Source organism: Salipiger aestuarii (assembly GCF_003259905.1).
GTDB classification, from domain to species: domain Bacteria; phylum Pseudomonadota; class Alphaproteobacteria; order Rhodobacterales; family Rhodobacteraceae; genus Salipiger; species Salipiger aestuarii.
Genome location: NZ_QLMG01000064.1, coordinates 1 through 18,382, shown reverse-complemented (window position 1 = coordinate 18,382; position 18,382 = coordinate 1). Strand labels below are relative to the sequence as shown.

Annotated in this window: 11 protein-coding genes and 3 pseudogenes; 13 read left to right on the top strand and 1 reads right to left on the bottom strand. The window is 62.4% G+C overall.

Features of this window, described 5'->3' with window-relative positions; genetic code table 11:
- From ATI53_RS23465 to ATI53_RS20550, 13 genes and pseudogenes are all read left to right on the top strand, one after another.
- The coding region (locus ATI53_RS23465; RefSeq protein WP_170134633.1) for a hypothetical protein at positions 1–465 on the top strand (465 nt) is incomplete at its 5' end.
- The gene (locus tag ATI53_RS20600; protein ID WP_111551246.1) at positions 462–1,418 is read left to right on the top strand and encodes a sulfotransferase family protein; all 957 of its coding nucleotides are present in this window, start codon (positions 462–464) and stop codon (positions 1,416–1,418) included. The genes ATI53_RS23465 and ATI53_RS20600, both read left to right, overlap by 4 nt.
- A 195-nt stretch (positions 1,419–1,613) precedes the next feature.
- Positions 1,614–2,735: a GDP-mannose 4,6-dehydratase gene (gene gmd, locus ATI53_RS20595; RefSeq protein WP_009504508.1), complete on the top strand. Its 1,122-nt coding sequence runs from the start codon at positions 1,614–1,616 to the stop codon at positions 2,733–2,735.
- A gap of 161 nt (positions 2,736–2,896) precedes the next feature.
- Positions 2,897–4,096 carry a polysaccharide pyruvyl transferase family protein gene (locus tag ATI53_RS20590; RefSeq protein WP_223866046.1) on the top strand — a complete coding sequence of 400 codons (1,200 nt, stop codon included), beginning with the start codon at positions 2,897–2,899 and terminating at the stop codon, positions 4,094–4,096.
- Positions 4,097–4,282: 186 nt separating this feature from the next.
- Positions 4,283–6,436, top strand: a pseudogene (locus tag ATI53_RS24530) (glycosyltransferase); the annotation flags it as partial.
- 1,437 nt (positions 6,437–7,873) lie between these two features.
- A pseudogene (locus ATI53_RS24525) lies at positions 7,874–8,029 on the top strand (LbetaH domain-containing protein); the annotation flags it as partial.
- A gap of 89 nt (positions 8,030–8,118) precedes the next feature.
- Entirely contained in the window at positions 8,119–9,087 is a 969-nt protein-coding gene (locus tag ATI53_RS20580) for an NAD-dependent epimerase/dehydratase family protein (RefSeq protein WP_009504505.1), read from the top strand.
- Positions 9,084–10,748: a glycosyltransferase family 4 protein gene (locus tag ATI53_RS20575; RefSeq protein ID WP_009504504.1), complete on the top strand. Its 1,665-nt coding sequence runs from the start codon at positions 9,084–9,086 to the stop codon at positions 10,746–10,748. Before ATI53_RS20580 ends, ATI53_RS20575 begins: the two co-directional genes overlap by 4 nt.
- Positions 10,749–10,824: 76 nt before the next feature.
- On the top strand, positions 10,825–11,793 hold the full coding sequence (fcl, locus tag ATI53_RS20570; protein WP_009504503.1) for a GDP-L-fucose synthase: 969 nt from the start codon (positions 10,825–10,827) through the stop codon (positions 11,791–11,793).
- 42 nt (positions 11,794–11,835) lie between these two features.
- Positions 11,836–12,471, top strand: coding sequence for a hypothetical protein (locus ATI53_RS20565; RefSeq protein WP_111551244.1), 636 nt, complete (start codon positions 11,836–11,838; stop codon positions 12,469–12,471).
- A gap of 54 nt (positions 12,472–12,525) precedes the next feature.
- Positions 12,526–13,014, top strand: a complete 489-nt coding sequence (locus ATI53_RS20560) for a hypothetical protein (RefSeq protein WP_146609980.1) — start codon at positions 12,526–12,528, stop codon at positions 13,012–13,014.
- A gap of 53 nt (positions 13,015–13,067) precedes the next feature.
- Complete coding sequence (locus ATI53_RS20555) at positions 13,068–14,492, top strand: mannose-1-phosphate guanylyltransferase/mannose-6-phosphate isomerase (protein WP_009504500.1); 1,425 nt, start codon at positions 13,068–13,070, stop codon at positions 14,490–14,492.
- A 194-nt stretch (positions 14,493–14,686) separates the two neighbouring features.
- Positions 14,687–18,055, top strand: a complete 3,369-nt coding sequence (locus ATI53_RS20550) for an exostosin domain-containing protein (protein ID WP_111551242.1) — start codon at positions 14,687–14,689, stop codon at positions 18,053–18,055.
- Between the two features lie 9 nt (positions 18,056–18,064).
- On the opposite strand, the pseudogene ATI53_RS20545 reads toward ATI53_RS20550, so the two are convergent.
- Positions 18,065–18,382 (bottom strand): annotated as a pseudogene (locus tag ATI53_RS20545) (transposase); the annotation flags it as partial.

Genomic DNA, 18,382 nt, shown 5'->3' with positions numbered 1-18,382 from the left:
GCCGAACTTGAGGCCGGACGCGACCGTATTCAGGCGCTGGCCGCCGGCGAACACGCTGCGGTCCAAGCATCGCAGGCGCAAGGGCAGGTCTTGGCTGAAAAAGATGCGCGCATCGCGACGCTCGAAGAGCATGTTGCTACCGGGAAAAACCGGATCGAGGCGTTGACAGAGCGCACCGATCGCATGGAGTTCGATCTGGGTGTGGCGCTGCGCAGCCAAGCATCAGCGCAAGCGGATCTGACGGAGCTGCGCGGTCGGTTCGAGGCGCTTCGGGCCGAGAAGGAAACCTTGGACGGGCTGCTGATGCAGGTGACTTCGCGGCTGAGTGCAGCTTCCGAATACCTGGTGCGACTGGGCAACGACGAAGGCGACCCCGCCGCGCCATCGCTTGAACAGCAGGCGGCGCCAAGTGGCGCCCCGACGTCTGGCCGCAAAAAGCCGCGCAAACGCAAGGCAGGCATATGAGCGACGACCGGGATCTGAAGCTTCTCGTTGACGATGCTCTGGCACTACTGTCCGGATCGGGCTTTCCTGTTGCGATTAGGCGCGGCAACGAGCCGACACCGCCCCTGGGCAGCTTGCTGACGCAATGCCGCAATCAAGTGCGGGTCAGCGCCGAGGCCGGACCCGAGCCACTGCGGATGCTGCATCATTTCGCCTGTACCGGCGGCACGCTTGTCGCTCGCGCGTTGGCAAGTCAGCCCAACACCATGGTGTTGAGCGAACTTGATCCGCTCAGCACCATGGTACCGGGACCGGGGGTCTTCGCGCCAAGCGACGTCATTCTGATGGCACGGCATACCCATGCGCCGCCCTCAGATGCGGCGGTGGGGCGGATGTTCTCGGCTGCGCTGCGCAGCCTGCGGGACGACCTAGCACAAGAGGGGCGTTACCTCGTCCTGCGCGATCACACCCATTCCCATTTCTGTACGAATGCGGATCCGACCGGGCGCGCGACAATCGGGGCGATTCTGGCGCGGGATCTCGCTTTGCGCCAAGCGATCACTGTGCGTCATCCGCTTGATTCATACGCATCGCTGCTCAGTATGGACTGGGTCGCCAACTCGCTGAACCTGCTGGATCACTATGCCGGGCGGTACCTGATATTCCTTGATGCCTATCCGGGGGTTCCGATCCATTACTATGAGCATTTCACCGAAGATCCGGACGATGTCTGTCGGCAATTGGCGCAAGATCTCGATCTGCCCTACTCGGCTCGCTGGCAGGACCTCCTGCCGATGATCCGAATGTCGGGAGACAGTGGTCGCAAAGGGATGCGTATCGCACCTCGCGCGCGCCGTCCGCTGCCCCCGGCTCTTTTGGCCGAGGTCGAGGCCGGCTGCCCGGCCTACGAGGCGCTGTGCGACCGGCTTGGGTACGATCCCGATCCGGCCGCCTCGGCTGTGCCATTTGTTTAGGCGGTTTACCGTACTCACCTTGCCAACGGTCTGCCCCCGAAGGCTTTCCATACTTGTGACACGCATGGGCATTTGGTACGCAGCCCATGAAATAGGCTGGTGCTTGTTTTGTGCTCGGACCCTTCGCCGTATTCGGCATTGGAACCGGGCGTCGGCAGGGCCGGATGGACCGATTACAGCGACGGATTGCGACAAATGACAAAAAAAGCACTTATTACCGGCGTTACCGGCCAGGACGGATCGTATCTTGCGGAATTCCTGTTGGCCAAGGGCTATGAGGTTCACGGCATCAAGCGCAGGGCATCGCTGTTCAACACCGGCCGGGTGGATCACATCTATCAGGATCCGCATGTCACCAATCAGAATTTCAAGCTGCATTACGGCGATCTGAGCGACACCTCGAACCTGACCCGCATCATTCAGGAAGTGCAGCCCGACGAGGTCTATAACCTCGGCGCGCAGTCCCATGTCGCCGTGTCGTTCGAGGCGCCCGAATACACCGCCGACGTCGACGGCATCGGCACGCTGCGCCTGCTGGAAGCGATCCGCTTTCTGGGGCTGGAAAAGAAGACGCGCTTCTATCAGGCGTCCACCTCCGAACTGTTCGGCCTGGTGCAGGAAACGCCGCAGAAGGAAACCACCCCCTTTTATCCGCGTTCGCCCTATGCCGTGGCCAAGATGTACGCCTACTGGATCACCGTGAACTACCGCGAAAGCTATGGCATGTATGCCTGCAACGGCATCCTGTTCAACCACGAGTCCCCGCGCCGCGGCGAAACCTTCGTGACCCGCAAGATCACCCGCGGGCTGAGCAACATCGCCATGGGTCTGGAAAGCTGCCTGTACATGGGCAACATCGATTCCCTGCGCGACTGGGGCCACGCCAAGGATTACGTTCGCATGCAGTGGATGATGCTGCAGCAGGACGAGGCGGTGGATTACGTCATCGGCACCGGCGTGCAGTATTCGGTGCGCGAATTCATCACCTGGTCCGCCAAGGAGCTGGGCATCGAGCTGGAATTCACCGGTGAGGGCGTGGACGAGAAGGCCACCGTCAAATCGGTCGACAACGCCATTTCCCCCGCGGTCAAGACCGGCGACGTGATCATGAAGATCGACCCGCGCTATTTCCGCCCCGCCGAAGTGGAAACTCTGCTGGGCGACCCCACCAAGGCCAAGGAAAAGCTGGGCTGGGTGCCGGAAATCACCGCGCAGGAAATGTGCGCCGAAATGGTGGCCGACGATCTCAAGACCGCCAAGCGCCACGCGCTGCTGAAAGAACACGGCTACGAGCTGCCCATGGCGCTTGAGGGGTAAGCCATTCGCCGGGCGGAACTTATAGGCTAAGCTTGTGACCGCTACCAGCTTGGCCCTATAAGGCAGCGTGAAGGGTGGCCTGTCATCTCTGCTGGTGGTGCCCCGTGACGCAATCCTAATTTTTCGGCATTCATGCCCCTTAAGGCAAAGCGAGATCTTCGATGTCTAAACTGTACTTGGACATGCCCTATATTGGCCGCGTGTCAGCGGCCTATCGTAAGTCTGCTTCAGAACTGGCTGCGGTATCGGGCATGAATCTTGGCAATTTTGTATTCCGCCAAGCGCTTTGGAACATCCTCGGGGATCTGCATGCATTCCGCCCAGTGACGGGGGGTGAATATCGCCGCATCATCGAGACCGACCCGGTCGAGCGGCTGATCATCTCTTGCGCCAACTGGCTGGGCCAGACCGCTCAGGACGAGGCTCACAACCGCGGCCGCGCCGAAATCATCGAAAAGTGCCAAGGTCCCGTCACGGCCTTTGGTCTTGGTGCCCAAGCCCCTCTGGCCAAGGATGGCCAGCCGACAATCGTGCGGCTCGGTCCGGAAACCTCACGTTTGGCCAAGATTATCTCAGAGCGCAGCGCCAGCATCAGCGTACGTGATGAGCTGACCGCCGCCACACTGGAAAAGGCAGGCGTGACCAACGTAACCGTCACCGGCTGCCCATCCAACTTTCTCAACCCCGATCCCGACCTTGGCGTGCAGCTGACACGCCGTGCCGAGAAAGGTATGGCCGAGCTGAACGGCTGGGAAGACGTGCGTCTGGCGATCTCCGAGGCCAACGGCGGCCATGGCGCCACCGGGGCGGTGCTCGAGCATCAAATGCGCTTGCTGGCGGAAACCCCCGCCTTCTACGTGGTGCAGACGCCGCAACTGATCGAGTTTGTGCTGGGCGCACGCACCAACATCCCCACGCTCTATCGCCAGCATAACCCGTTCGGCGATACGCTCCATAAGCTGACCCGGACGTTGAAGGCCAAGGTGCTTCATTTCGCCGATGTCGAGGCTTGGATGGACTTCTCGCGCACCTGCGATATGTCCATCGGCATGCGCATTCACGGCACGATGGTGCCGCTGCAGTCGGGTACGCCGTCGATCTTGGTTGGCCACGATTCCCGGACCTCGGGCCTGGCCGAGACCATGGGCGTGCCGTGGATCGAGCCCGAAACCTATCTTGAGGTCATGGCCAAGGGACCGAAGGCGGCACTGTCGCTGTTCATCGAGCGCAACGCAGCCTTCGACAGCCGCCGCAAGGAATTGGCGGGGACCATGCTTGATTTCGTGGTGAAGAACGGGCTGACCCCGAATCCGAAGCTGGTCACTCTCGCTGGGCGGGTGGCTGCAGAGGCTCCCACCTGACACGACAACTGCCCGTATGAAGTACAAGGATATTTTGCCGTTGCTTTGTACGGGACATTGCCAAGGCTTAGATTGACACCTGAGGACTGATCCTAAACAAAGCAGCGTCAAGATTTACAAGCCGCTGCTGCTAAGAGGGTTCGCTAGGTTCGATCCCAGGGCGCGTAGAGGACTAGGCAAGACATTATGACTACATTTTCTTTGATCGTCCTCGCAGCCGGCTCTGACGATGCGCTCGACAGGACGATCGGCTCGATTGATGGTGCACTGTCGGATGGATTACTCGATTGCATCGTTCTGGTGCCCGGGGACAGCACTCTGGAGCTTCCGGCGCTGACTGGCCTGTCGCTGCGTGAGCGCGGCGCGGACCTTGCGACGGATCTGCGCGCGGCCGTCGCTGATCTGGGGGGGCAGACCCTTGCCGTGCTGTCTGCGGGCCAGTGTCTTGAGCCTGGCGCTTTCCAGGCACTGGCGGCGCTGCGTGCGGCCGATCCGGCCCCGGCGCTGATCCTGCCCCAAGACGTGACGCTCGATTTCGGAGCCTTGCTCGGGGCGCTTCCCTGCGCCCCCGAGACCGTGTTTGCCGACCGCGACCTGTTCCTGTCCGCCGGGCCGTGGTGGCCCGATGCCGAAGGGGCCGCATTTCGGCGTGCGCTGCCTGCCATTCTGGATGCGGGCACGCCATGCGCCTGTGCCAAGCAGCCGCTGGTTTGCGCAGACACCCCCGCCGCGCTGGCCACCGACAGCCTGCCGCTACTGCGCCGACTGTTCCCTGAACTGGCTCTGACTGCTGCCGATGCGGCGATTCTGGCAGGGGTGCTGGACGGCGGCGACGCGCTTGCGGCAAGAAATCTGACGCAGAACATGCGCTCGCCTCGGCTGAACATCGCGCTGGCTCAGGCGCTGGAAGCTCAGGGCCGGGCCGAGGACAGCCATGCGCTGTTCGGCGGGGTCAACTGGACCCGCGGTCCGGTGCGCATCGTGCATACCTCGTCCGGCAAGGTACGCGCGCCGCTGTTCACCGTGCTCATAGCCACCTTCAACGCCGCCGCCGACCTGCCGGCCACGCTGCGCTCGATCGAGGCGCAGCGGCGCGACGATGTGGAATGTATCGTGCTCGACGGCGGTTCGCGCGACGAGACATTGGAGATCGTCAAACAGTGGCCGCATGTGGTCACCCAGTGCTTCAGCCAGCGCGACGACGGACTGTACGACGCGCTCAACAAGGGTCTGACCGTCGCCCGCGGCACGCTGATCGGCATTGTCGGGGCGGGGGATTGCTACCTGCCCGGAGGGCTTGAGGCGGTGGCCCAGGCCCACTACCGCGAGAACACCGACGTCTACGGCGGCAGCACGCTGGAACTGCGCAACGACGGCACGCTGTTCAAACGCCATGACGAACCTTGGGGGCTGAACGCCTTTGTCAGCGGCGGGCCAGTGGGGCACAACGCGATGTTCGCCACCCGCGCGGCCTATGACGCGGTGGGGTTGTTCGGCCGCACCTATCCCATGGCCGAAGACACCCGCTGGATGCACCGCGCCATCCGCGCCGGGCGCAGCTTTACCTATGTGCCCGAGCCGGTGACCATGTTTCCACTGACGGGCATGTCGAATTCCAACCCCGAGGTGGTCTGGCAGGAAGCGCATGGCCTGATAAGGCAGAACTTTCCCGGCCTCGACCTGGGGCGCGAGGATGCGCTGGCACTGCTGTTTGCCGCGCGCGCCTGGAAGCCGGCCGAGACCGCCCGCCCGGTGATCGAGAAACACGATCATCTGCCGTTGAACATCTCGATGGCCGCCGCGCTGGCTGCGCAGGGCGTGCCACTAGACGAGCTTCTGGACATCTTCGGCGGTATCAAGTGGGATGAGCTGATCCCGCTGTATCTGCGCAACGGCAGCCGCTTCATCGATGCCAAGCCGCCGGACGCGCCGTTGGTCTCGATCGTGCTGCCCTCGTACAAGGTGGGGCAGTATCTGGGGCATACGCTGTTCACTATCCTCGGCCAGGATTTCGAGAATATCGAGGTCATCGTGGTCGACGACGGAGGCCCGGATCATACGCTGGCGGTGGCGCGGGCCTTTGCCGCTCTCGACGGTCGGGTGCGCATCCATTCGCAGGCCAACGCGGGGCTTGCGGGTGCGCGGATGGCGGGACTGAAACTGGCGCGGGGCGAATACGTCTGGTTCATCGATTCCGACGACCACCTGCGCGAGCACGCGCTGGGCCGCATCGCCAACGTGCTGCAATCCGAGGCACCCGACGCCTATTTCATCAACTATGCCTTTATCGACGAGCACGGCACCATCCGAAACGACCGCCACGCACCGCCCGAGATCGCGGGTATGGTCTGGCGCCCGCGCCAGGCCGAAGAGATCTATGGCAGGATCGCCGGGTGGAGCGCGCAAACCTGGCGTTTTATCATTCGGCGTGAGGTGATCGAGGCCAACGGGCTGAGCTTCCCGGTCGGATACTACTACGAGGACCACCATTTCGCACTGTCTCTGGTCAGCGTGATCGACACGATCTACGTCGATCCTGCGGTCAGCTACTACTACCTGCAGCGCAGCGATTCCATCATGGCAGAGCGCAGCCCGCGGGTGTTCGAGTTCCTGCACATCCGGCGGCTGTGCCTCGATTTCCTTGAGCAGAGCGGGTTTCGAACGCAGATGCCTGCCATCGCGCTCAGCTACATCGTGCCACAGATGTTCATCCATCACCTGATCGACGACGAACTGAAGCCGAAGTTCCTGGCCGAGATGATGGCCGACATGTCCGAAGCCGAGGCACGGCACCTGTGCCGCTTTGGCGGCAGCGCCGAGTTTGATCTGTTGCGCGACCATCTGCCCGAAGCGCTGGAGCGCTTGGCCCAGATGCCCGGCTGCCGGCGCTACGTGGACATCCTGCGCAGACGCAGCGGCGTCAATGTGCCGAGCGCGGCAGTGGGCGAGACGCTGCACCCGTTGTCGCGCACGCTGCGCGCGCATCAGGTCATCGGCCTTTGGGCGCCCGAGGACGGCACCCAGCTTCCGGGCGCCCCCGCCTCGTTTGCCTGGAGCGATGGGCGCGACGTCTTCGTGCGGCTCGACCTGCGCGGTTTCACCCGACCGGTGTTCCACATCAACGTGCGCAACATCCTGCCAGGCCAGGTGCTGGTCTGCGAGACAAAGCGCTTTATTGCGACTTATCCGTGCATTGATGCCGAACTGTCGAAGCAGCACAGCTTCGTCTTCCCGATCGACGCCTCAGAGCCGGACGCGGTGGTGCATGTGCGCTCGGTCTCGACCTCGAACATGCAGGGGCGTGATCTTGGGTTTATCGTGGAATCCATAGATGTTTTCGACGAAGACTTGTCGCGGCACCTGCCGGCGCCCCCGCCGAAGAGTCATGCACCGGTGCTGGTCACCGGCAAGGACAGCCGCACCCAAGGCCTGCATGTGGACGTGCGGGTGCGCCACGATAACCGCCCCTACGCGGTGGTGGGCGAGCGCAGCGACGTCAACGGCACCTTTGTCTTCGAACGCGGCGCGGGCCAAATCCGCGTCGGCAGCGGCAGCTCGATCGGTGGCGGCTGCCTGCTGATCTGCACCCAGCCTGGCGGCATCACCGTGGGTGACAACACCATGCTTTCCTGGGACGTGGTGGTGATGGACAGCAATGCCCATTCGCTCGACCTCACCATGCGCGAGAACGATGCGGACGACTGGCGCATCGGCGTGGTGCAGGGACGCATGGGCGCCTTCAAGTCCTGGCACGACGTGACCTCGGCGCCAGTGACCATCGGCAGCGGGGTCTGGATCGGCTTCGGTTCGCTGATCATGAAGGGCGTGACCATCGGCGACGGTGCTGTAGTCGCTTCGCATTCGGTGGTGACCAAGGACGTGCCGCCCTATGCAGTGGCCGGTGGCAACCCCGCGAAAATTCTGTCCCGCCGCGACGAGATCCTCGCCGCCAAAGAAGCCCGCGACGCCGCGCGCTTTCCGCCCCAGCGGATCCCCGAGGTGATCATCGACAGGAACCGCAAATGACCGGAGTTGTCCTGCCCAAAGTGGCCGTGGTGACGGGGGCTGGTGGCTTCATCGGGCGCCATCTGTCGAAATACCTGGGGGATCGCGGCTGCGACGTGCGCGGCATCGGCCATTCATCCATGGCAGATGAGGACCGTGACGCACTGGGGATTTCGCATTGGTATTCCGGCGGGATCAGCACCAGCGCTCTGTCCGAGGCCTGTAAGGGCGCCGAGATCATCTATCACTGCGCCGGCAGCGGCTCGGTGCCGTTGTCGATGCGCGAACCGATGACCGATTTTCGCAGCAACGTGATGGCCACTGCCGAGCTGCTGGAGTTTTCGCGCGAGGAAGGCGGCATCCCCTTGGTCTATCTGTCGACCGCCGGGGTCTACGGCAAGGCTGACAGATTGCCGATCCGTACTGACGATCCGTACCGGCCGATTTCGCCTTATGGAATGAACAAGCTGATCGGCGAGCAGCTGGTGCAGCAGTATGCCACCTTCTTCGGCGTGCCCAGTACGATCCTGCGGCTGTTTTCGGTTTATGGCGAAGGGCTGCGCAAGCAACTGCTTTGGGATGCCAGCCACAAGCTGCGCAAGGGCGAAAGCACCTTCTTTGGCACTGGTGACGAGACTCGCGACTGGATCCACGTCTCGGATGCGGTACGGTTGATATGCTGCATTGGCGCCCGTGCCGACCACTCGGTGCCGGTGTTCCACGGCGCCACCGGCGAAGCGGTGCGCATCCGCGATATCCTTGAGCCGCTGGCTGCTTGTTACGGCATCGACACGCCCATCACCTTCAATGGGAAATGCCGGCCGGGTGATCCCACTGATTACCGCGCCGATGTCTCGGCGTCATTTGCGCTTGGCTGGAGGCCGCAGGTGGCGCTGACGGACGGCATCGCCCGTTACGCCGACTGGTTCCGCCGCGATGTAGCTGGCGGTTCCGCGACCCAGACCCTTCTGAGAGGCATGCCATGAGACGGATCGCTATTCCGTTTGAACTTGACGAGAATTGGGTGGGTGGTAGCTACTACATCCGCAATCTGATTTCGGCCATGTCTCTGCTGCCGCTCGAAGAGCAGCCCTTTATACTGCTGGTCAGCGAAAAACCGGAATCGGTGCGCTTCATTCAGGAAAGTGGTTATCCGAATTTGGGTTGGGCGACTTACGCCGAATTTGGCCAGATGGCTGCCGAGGGGTTGGCGGACGTGGTCTTTCCGTATCCGATCGCCGGGCAAGAGGCGCGGACGATTTCTTGGATCCCGGATTTTCAGGAACTGCACCTGGGCTATTTCTTCGCGGATGACGAGATTGCCCGCCGCCGCGACCACCACCGGCGCCGCTTCGCCACCGCCGGGCTGATCGTCAGTTCGGAAGACGTGCGCAAGGATGTCGACACCTTTTACCCCGGCGAATGCGAGAATGTCGCAGTGGTGCGTTTCGCCAGCTTCGACTGCTATGATCCGGACCGGGTCGATGCCGTGCGCCGTCAGTACGCGCTCCCCGAACGCTACGTATTCTGTGCAAACCAGGTCTGGCTGCACAAGAACCACATCTTGGTGATCCGAGCGGTGGCGCTGCTCAAGGAAATGGGCATCGCGGTGACCATGGTCTTCACCGGTAACGAGGCCGATTACCGCGTTGCCGGCTATGCGGATTTCCTCAAGCGCCAAGCGGCGGAATGGGGCATCGCCGATCAGGTGCGCTTTCTCGGCTTCATCCCCCGCGGCGATCAACTGTGCCTGATGAAAGCGGCCAGCTACATCGTGCAACCCTCGCTTTTCGAAGGCTGGTCGACGGTCATCGAGGACGCCAAGTCGATGGGCAAGTTCATCGTCGCCTCGGATCTTGGGGTGCATAAGGAACAGCTTACCGAAGCCTGCCGCTTCTTTTTTCGGCACGATCCGCAGGCCTTGGCCGAGACCATGGCGCAGATCGAAGAGCATCTTGACCTGCATCCGCTGCCTGAGCGAGGCGCCGATTACACCGAGGCGCGCCGCAGCTTCGCCCGCGATCTGATGGCCGCAGTGGACCGGTTCGTGCCGCAAGGGGCGGATGCGGAAACGGCATTGGCCCAGATGCGCAAGATCTCGGGCGCTCGTCTGGCGTCGCTGCCCGAGGATCTGCCCGCGGCACCGGCCCTCACGCCAAAGGCACCGGCCCGCGCGCCGGTCGCCACGCCCCAGATGCCCCAGATGCCCCGGGGCCGGCTGACCGGAATTCGGATATCCGTCGAGGAACGCAGCGACGATTTCCGCGCGCTGATGATGTTCTGCTCTCAGTCGGTGCGGATGAGCCGACCATATGACAAGTTCATGGTCAAAGTGCTGCAGATCCGCGGCAACTATCAGATCGAACTGCGCTCGGGCAGCATCTCTCCGCCGCTGGTGACTGCTGACAATAGTGACGGTAGCGACAGCTACGGGTATTTCCTGCGCATCGCCCTGACCCCATGCAAGGATAGCGCGCTGATGATCGGCCGCGTCGCTGGCTTGGGTGAGGAGGTGATCGAGGATATCAACTGCGTGATCGAGGCTGGCATTGCCCGGCTACAGGACGATCTGCGGACCCAGCATGTGAAAGCTTCGGAATTTGTGACATCTGTGGCGGCTGGCGTACGACTCGCGCAGAAACCATGATCCCTTCTAAAACTGAGGGCGGTCTTTTCCTGGTGGGTCATTGCCCGCGGCAGGGAGCCGCGACAAAGTGAGAGACATGACAAAGATATACATCGCAGGCCATCGCGGCATGGTGGGTGGGGCCATTCTTCGCCGTCTCGAAGCGCGCCGGGCCGCAGGCGAAGACCTGACGATGCTGACCCGCACCCATGCGCAGCTGGATCTGACCAGCCAGGCGGCGGTGCGTGATTTCATGCAGACCGAAACGCCCGACGTGGTGATCCTGGCCGCGGCCAAGGTGGGGGGCATTCATGCCAACAACACCTATCCGGCGGATTTCATCTACGAAAACCTGATGATCGAATGCAACGTCATCCATCAGGCGTTCGATGCGGGGGTCAAGCGCCTGCTGCAACTGGGCAGCTCGTGCATCTATCCCAAGGCCGTGCCCCAGCCGATGAGCGAGGACGCGCTGCTGACCGGCACGCTTGAACCCACCAATGAACCCTACGCGGTGGCCAAGATCGCCGGCATCAAGCTGTGCGAAAGCTACAACCGCCAGCATGGCGTGGACTACCGGTCGGTGATGCCCACCAACCTGTATGGCCCCGGCGACAATTTCCACCCCGAAAACAGCCATGTGCTGCCCGCGCTGATCCGCCGCTTCCATGAGGCCGCGCAAAACAACACCCCCGAGGTGGTGATCTGGGGGTCGGGCAAGCCGATGCGCGAATTCCTGCATGTGGATGACATGGCCGAGGCGTCGCTGTTCGTGATGGATCTGGACAAGGCGACCTATGACGCCAACACCCAGCCGATGCTGAGCCACATCAACGTCGGCACCGGCAGCGATATTTCCATCCTCGATCTGGCAAAGCTGGTGGCAAAGGTCACCGGCTACACCGGCAAGATCTCCAACGACCCCAGCAAACCCGATGGCACCATGAAAAAGCTGATGGATATCAGCCGACTGGCTGATATGGGCTGGCGCGCGCAGGTGGGTCTGGAAGACGGCGTCGCTGAAACCTATCGTTGGTTTGTACAGACCGAAACCATTCGGGGCTGATCCCCGCTTGCGAAGCGGCGAAGGCACCCGGCAAAATACCCAATGAAGATCATTTCCTCACATATCGGCAAGACCGCCGGCACCTCCGTCCGGATTGATATCGGGCGGTTCTTCGACCCCGATCATGTCATCTACGAGGGCGCGACATCGCAGCTGCGCGCGCAGGGGCGGCCCCATGCGGATCATCTGGCCACGCTTGGGGCGCTGTGTTCCGGGGCGGTGCGCCGGGGCGCGCGGCGGATCTCGTTTTTCGACCTCCCGCGTGAGGACGTAACCGAAAACGGGGACTGGTTGCGGCAGATGCATCGCGAATTCTGCGCCGAGCACGGGCTGAGCCCTGTCTCGGTGTCGCTGGATCGCGACGGCATGCTGCGCGACGTGGTACATTCCACCGATCTGGGCAAGCAGGTCTATACCGACGCCTTCATGGGACTGCAGGACCCCCCCGACAGCCCGGGTATATCGGTAAAACGCCCGCAAGCAGCGTCGGCCCCGACGGCAACCTCCGTGCGGCCTGCCCTGACCGGGGTCGCCCGCGACAGGCGGCTTATCCATCTGCGCACGGCGGGGCGATCGTTGCGTAAGGCCCTTGCCGGTCGTCTCGCTCCGGGGCGGATCGAAACCTGTCAGCCTGCAGACTCCAAAGCGGTGCAGCGTATGCTGGATTGCGGCGCATAGCAGGTGTTCAGTGGCCGCTTTCAGGCGTTTCCCCGCCGCATAGAAAGGCAGCTGTTGGCGCTGCCTGTCCGGATGACCGTGGTGCGCGATCCTGTCGAACGGCTGGTGTCGTTTCTTCATGACGCCCGCGCCGTGCCCGCGCTGAAGGCGTGGCATCACAAGCTGACACCCCTCAGCCTTGAGGTCGGGTTGGCCTTGCCGGTTGACGTTTGGCCAAAATATGCTCAGTCCAGCCATTGCCGCGCCATCGCCGGGGACGAAGACGTCCCTACCGCCAGCAGCGCGCGGCGCGCCATCGACCGACGCTATCGCATGGTCTGCACCATGAAGCAGCTGGGCGAAGCCTTTGGCGCGTTGAAACGCCGGGATCTGGTGGCGCAAGAGGCGACGCTGCCTCATATCTTCACTGGACCGGCGCATGACGCGACTCTGCTGGCACAGGCGCGGCAGATCTTGGCCGAACACGCCGCCGAAGACGCGGCATTGCACCGTATGCTCTTGCAGGATGGTTCCATCCTGCGTGACAGTCCCCCCGAGGTATAGACCTTGCCCGACCCTTCATACATTCTCGACATGCATTCAGACGGAGAACAGCCATGACGATCCACCCCATCCTCCTTTGCGGCGGATCCGGCACACGGCTCTGGCCGCTTTCGCGCAAATCCTATCCCAAGCAATTCGCCCGGCTGATGGGCGATGACAGCCTGTTTCAGGCCTCGGCCCGGCGCCTGTCGGGGGATGGCTTTGCCGCGCCCATGGTGCTGACCGGCGAGCCGTTCCGGTTCATCGTGACCGAGCAACTGGCGCAGATCGAGCAGGCGGCGGCGGGCATCGTGATCGAGCCCGAGGGGCGCAACACCGCCCCCGCCATTCTCGCCGCAGCGCTTTGGATGATCCGAAAGGACCCCGCCGCGCTGATGCTGGTGGCACCGTCCGATCATGTGATTCCCGACGAGGCAGGGTTCCGTGCCACTGTGCAAGCCGCCGTGCCGCGCGCGCTGGCCGGTGATCTCGTGACCTTTGGCATCGCGCCCAACCGTCCCGAAACCGGCTATGGCTATCTTGAGTTGGCTGCCGGGGCCGACCCCAAGGCGAGCGAGCCGCAATCCTTGGCACGCTTCGTCGAAAAACCCGATGCGGGGCGCGCGGCCGAGATGCTGGCGGCGGGTAATTTCCTGTGGAACGCGGGCATCTTTTTGTTCACCGCCGAAGCCGCCGTCGCGGCCTATCGCGACCACAGCCCGGCGCTGGTCGCCGCCGTGGAAAAGGCGTTGGACGAGGCATCCGAGGATCTGGGCTTTACCCGCCTTGCGCCAGGCCCCTGGGCCGAGGCCGAGGATATCTCGATCGATTATGCCATCATGGAAAAATCGACCAATCTGGCCGTGATGCCTTATTCGGGCGATTGGTCGGATCTGGGCGGCTGGGATGCGGTCTGGATGGAAAGCGGGCCTGACGCGGCCGGAAACGTGTGTTCCGAGCACGCCACCGCCATCGATTGCAACGACACGCTGCTGCGCTCTGAATCCTCGGCCGTGGAACTGGTGGGCATCGGGCTTGAAGACATCGTTGCCATCGCCATGCCCGACGCGGTGCTGGTGGCCCACAAGTCTCAGGCGCAAAAGGTCAAGGAAGCGGTCAGCGCGCTAAAGGCCAAGGGTGCGCCCCAGGCCGTGCAGCTGCCGCGCGACTACCGCCCCTGGGGCTGGTACGAAAGCCTTGTCATCGGCAGGCGGTTCCAGGTGAAACGCATCCATGTGACCCCCGGCGCGGCACTAAGCCTGCAATCGCACCACCACCGGTCCGAACACTGGATCGTGGTCGAAGGCACCGCCAAGGTGACCGTCGACGACGAGGTCAAGCTGATCAGTGAAAACCAGTCTGTCTATATTCCGCTGGGCGCGGTGCACCGGATGGAAAACCCCGGCAAGGTGCCGATGGTGCTGATCGAGGTTCAGACCGGCAGCTACTTGGGCGAAGACGACATCATCCGCTACGAGGACATCTATGCCCGCAGCTGATGCGGTAGCCATCGGTCTTTGGATCGGAAGGTCCTTGTCATAGGCTTGCAAACACAAGCGTTTCCATCCGATCATTGCGATTTTGGCGCACCTTCCACAGACCGCCGCAAGGTTACGCTTGCCTGTGCGGCGGTCCTGATTCCAGGGTCCCCGCGCGCGGACCGGCGCACGATCGAACCACCAGGATTGCTTCCATGCCGAAGACCATTTACATCACGACGCCCAGCTACAATTGCGTAGCCACGATTGATCGCACCATCCAAAGCGTCGTGACGCAGGCCGGGGATTTCTTTATCCGCTATCACGTTCAGGATGCGGGATCGGATGACGGTACGCTGGACCGGCTGGCATGGTGGCAGCGCCAGCTGGCCAGCAAAGGGTTTGCCAAACATTGCCGAGGCATTGAATTCAGCTTTGCCTCTGCCCCCGATGACGGGATGTATGATGGCCTGTGCAAGGGCTTTGCCGCCATGCGCATTCCGATGGACGGCTTCATGAGCTGGATCAACGGCGACGATTTCTTCGTGCAGGGCGCGTTTGCTTTCATCGATGCGGTGGCCATGCAGTTCACCCAGCAGCAAGTGTCCTGGGTGGGTGGGGCCACGACGATCTTTCGCGAAAACATGCCGCTGGCGCAGTTCGACAACCCGATCGTGCGCGATGCGATGTGCACCGAGATATGCGAGGGCAAGCACTGGAATTTCCTGCAACAGGAAGGCGCGTTCTTTCGCAATTGGCTGTGGCGTTCAATCAAACCCGAAGACACCATCGCTCCCATGCGCCTTGCGGGCGACTGGAACATGGGGCGGCTGTTCGCAGCAAAGGCATCTCTGGTGCAGACCAAGATGGCGCTTGCCAGCTTTCGCATCACCCAAGGCCAACTGTCTGCCAGCCAACGTGAAAGCTATCAGGCCGAAATCGATGCTTTGATTTCTGAAGCCGACCGGCGCGCCGGGTCAGAGGCGCTGGCTCTTCCGGACGCCAATCTGGTGCGCTGGACGTTCAAGATCAACTATGGCTCCGGCCAGCTGACCGTGGTTGAGGAGGGCCGCAATGGCATGATGCAGCACAATCCGACCGAGCTGTTCGAAGAGGAGGATGCCAAACGCTTCAAACCGGCCAGCGATACCGACCAGGACGTCATCGTCTACACCGGCGTCATGCCCGAACCTGCGGTCGCGCTGGAAGACGGCATCAGCTTTGAAAACGGCATCCTTGCCTTTGATCGCGACTGGCAGTTCCCTGCCATCACCGAACAGCAGGCGTTTCACCAGATCCGCGATACGGGCAGCGTGCCTGAAGGCGTGACCTATGTCGCCTATCCTTGGGCCCATCTGATCGACAAGATCCAGACCAAGTCATCGGATGCCAATGTGCACCTGGCGCAGTTCCAGGCATTTTGCGACCGGATTCCCATGGATACGACGCTGGTCACCGTCTGCCAACATATCAAGATGAAGGAGTTCTTGGATCTGTTCGAACAGGCGGGCATCGCGCATGTGTTCTGGTCCCATGCCACCCACGAAGATGTGGCGATGAACGGGGCAGGTGGGCTGGATATCCGACCCTTTCCGTTGTTCCCGGTGCAGATTCCCGAAGTCGGCGAGCAGATCGACATCGCCGCGCGTCCCTATCTGTTTTCGTTCGTCGGGGCGAAATCGAACCAGTATTACCTGACCGACGCGCGCAGCCATATTTTGGATCTTCTGCGCGATCATCCCAAGGGGCTGATCATCGGGCGCGACGACTGGCATTACAACAAGGTCGTCTACGAGCATCAGATCCGCCCCGGCGGGCGCAACGGCAACGCTGACGACCTGGTGAACAAATCCAATTCCGAACAGTTCCGCATGTCGCTGGCGCAAAGCGTGTTCTCGCTGTGCCCATCGGGGTCGGGGCCCAATTCGATCCGGTTGTGGGAAAGCCTTGGGGCGGGGGCAATCCCTGTCGTGATGGCCGACACCTATGCCCCGCCAGGAGACCCGGCGCTGTGGCAGGCCGCCGCCGTGTTCTGCGAAGAAACCTCCGAAGCCATCGCCGCCCTTCCGGCCCGGCTGGAAAAGCTCGCCGCCGACCCCGAGCAGCTGCGCGGCATGCAGCGCGCTGCGGCGCAGATCTGGCTGCTGTACGGTCCGCAAAGCTTTGTCTACGACGTGCAAAAGCGGATGCTGGAACTGGGGCAGGGGCCGCAATCGGGCGAACCGGAGCTGGCCCCGGCCCATGGCGGGCCGGATGTGGATCAGCGCAGTGGCACGGCGCTGCGCGATCTGCTGGTGGCACGTTTGCGCCTGCAACCGCAGCTGTCGCAACGGGACGCGCTTAGTCTGCTGCGCATCTGCGCCAGCAACGCTCTGATCGAAGGGGCTGCCCTCTTGCCGCGTTTGCGCGATGACGCCACGCCACTGGGCCAGATGCTGACATTGGCCCAGGAAATGCTGCCCGACAGTCATCCCACGCTGAGCCATTACCGCGCGGTCATGGCACATGTCGCCAGCGCCCCTGCGCTGACGGATCTGTCCGCCCCCGCCGTCGCCAAGGGGCAGGGACCGAAAATCTGTTTCCTGGGGCGCCATGCCAACCGCACCCCGCTAAGCTATCCGGCGTTTCAGGCCACGGCCCAAGGGCGCATCACGGTGGTCGATGACCCCGTCGGCGCCGATGTGATCATGACCGGGTTCAACCTTGATCTACAAGAAAACGCCGAGCGGTTCGAACAGATCGCCAAGGACAGCCCCGACACCCGCATCATGGTAATTTCCGAAGAACCCCTGTGGGATGCCAATTGGTCGGGCGGGTTCAGCGACACCGCCCGCGTGGCCAAATGCGGCGATGCGCAACTGCCCTATACCTTTCTCAACCATTCCAATTCGAACATCTACACGTTCGACCGCATTCCATACTTCCTGCTGACCTCGGACGATCTGCTGACCCGCTACAGCACGTTGATCGCGCGCAATCTGAAACTGACGCCGCAGGACCTGCTAAGCCGCTGGCGGACCGCCGCGATACCCGCAGCCTTTGTTGCCGAAAAGCGAGAGGGCGATAAATACGCGCTGGCCTTTCCCGAACAAGAGGTCTGGGGCCTGAGCAGTTATCGTTCGGAAGTGGCGGCAAAGACTGATCTGCCGGGCGTGTATATCGAAGGCAAGGGCTGGCATTCCGAAGCCCGCCGTCAGGATTTGCCCGACTGGCATCTGGACAAGCTGACCAAGCTGGACGGGCGCGTGCGGGTGTTGTCGAGCTATGAAAACACCCACCAGCAGCATTACATTTCGGAAAAGATCTTTGATGCGTTCATCGTGGGCGGGGTGCCAACCTATTACGCCAGCCCGACCCACGCGATTCACCGGTTGGTTCCGGGGTCGTGCATCATCAACAGCTTTGGACTGACCTCGGATCAGGCCGCAGCGCAGATCCGCGACTTTGATCCCGATCTTGCAACCGCCGAGGCCTGGCTTGACACTGCGCGACAGTTGCGCGCCCGCTTTGCCGACACGCAGGCGATCTGCGCGGAACGGCTGCGCATCGTCGATGTGATCCTGACGGCAGTTTCGGGGCTTTAGGCTCAGGACTCATAGCCAATAGATGACCGTTGCAGCGAGGGCGCTGGCTGAGAGGAAGACCTTCGGACATCTGCCGTATCGGGTCGCCCCGCGCCTCCAGCCCTTGAGCCTGCCGAACATGATCTTGATGCGGTTTCGGCGTTTGTAGCGGCGCTTGTCGTATTTGACCGGTGTCTTGCGTGGCTTTCGGCCCGGAATGCAGAGGCGTATCCCTTTGTCTTTCAACGTTTAGCGGAACCAATCGGCGTCGTAGCCGCGATCTCCGAGCAGCCAGTCGACATCCGGCAGACTGTCGCAAAGCGCCCGCGCACCTATGTCGTCGCTGAC

Coding starts and splice junctions, on each gene's coding strand:
- ATI53_RS20600 (WP_111551246.1), top strand. CDS start 462: ATGAGCGACGACCGGGATCTGAAGCTTCTCGTTGACGATGCTCTGGCA.
- gmd (WP_009504508.1), top strand. CDS start 1,614: ATGACAAAAAAAGCACTTATTACCGGCGTTACCGGCCAGGACGGATCG.
- ATI53_RS20590 (WP_223866046.1), top strand. CDS start 2,897: ATGTCTAAACTGTACTTGGACATGCCCTATATTGGCCGCGTGTCAGCG.
- ATI53_RS20580 (WP_009504505.1), top strand. CDS start 8,119: ATGACCGGAGTTGTCCTGCCCAAAGTGGCCGTGGTGACGGGGGCTGGT.
- ATI53_RS20575 (WP_009504504.1), top strand. CDS start 9,084: ATGAGACGGATCGCTATTCCGTTTGAACTTGACGAGAATTGGGTGGGT.
- fcl (WP_009504503.1), top strand. CDS start 10,825: ATGACAAAGATATACATCGCAGGCCATCGCGGCATGGTGGGTGGGGCC.
- ATI53_RS20565 (WP_111551244.1), top strand. CDS start 11,836: ATGAAGATCATTTCCTCACATATCGGCAAGACCGCCGGCACCTCCGTC.
- ATI53_RS20555 (WP_009504500.1), top strand. CDS start 13,068: ATGACGATCCACCCCATCCTCCTTTGCGGCGGATCCGGCACACGGCTC.
- ATI53_RS20550 (WP_111551242.1), top strand. CDS start 14,687: ATGCCGAAGACCATTTACATCACGACGCCCAGCTACAATTGCGTAGCC.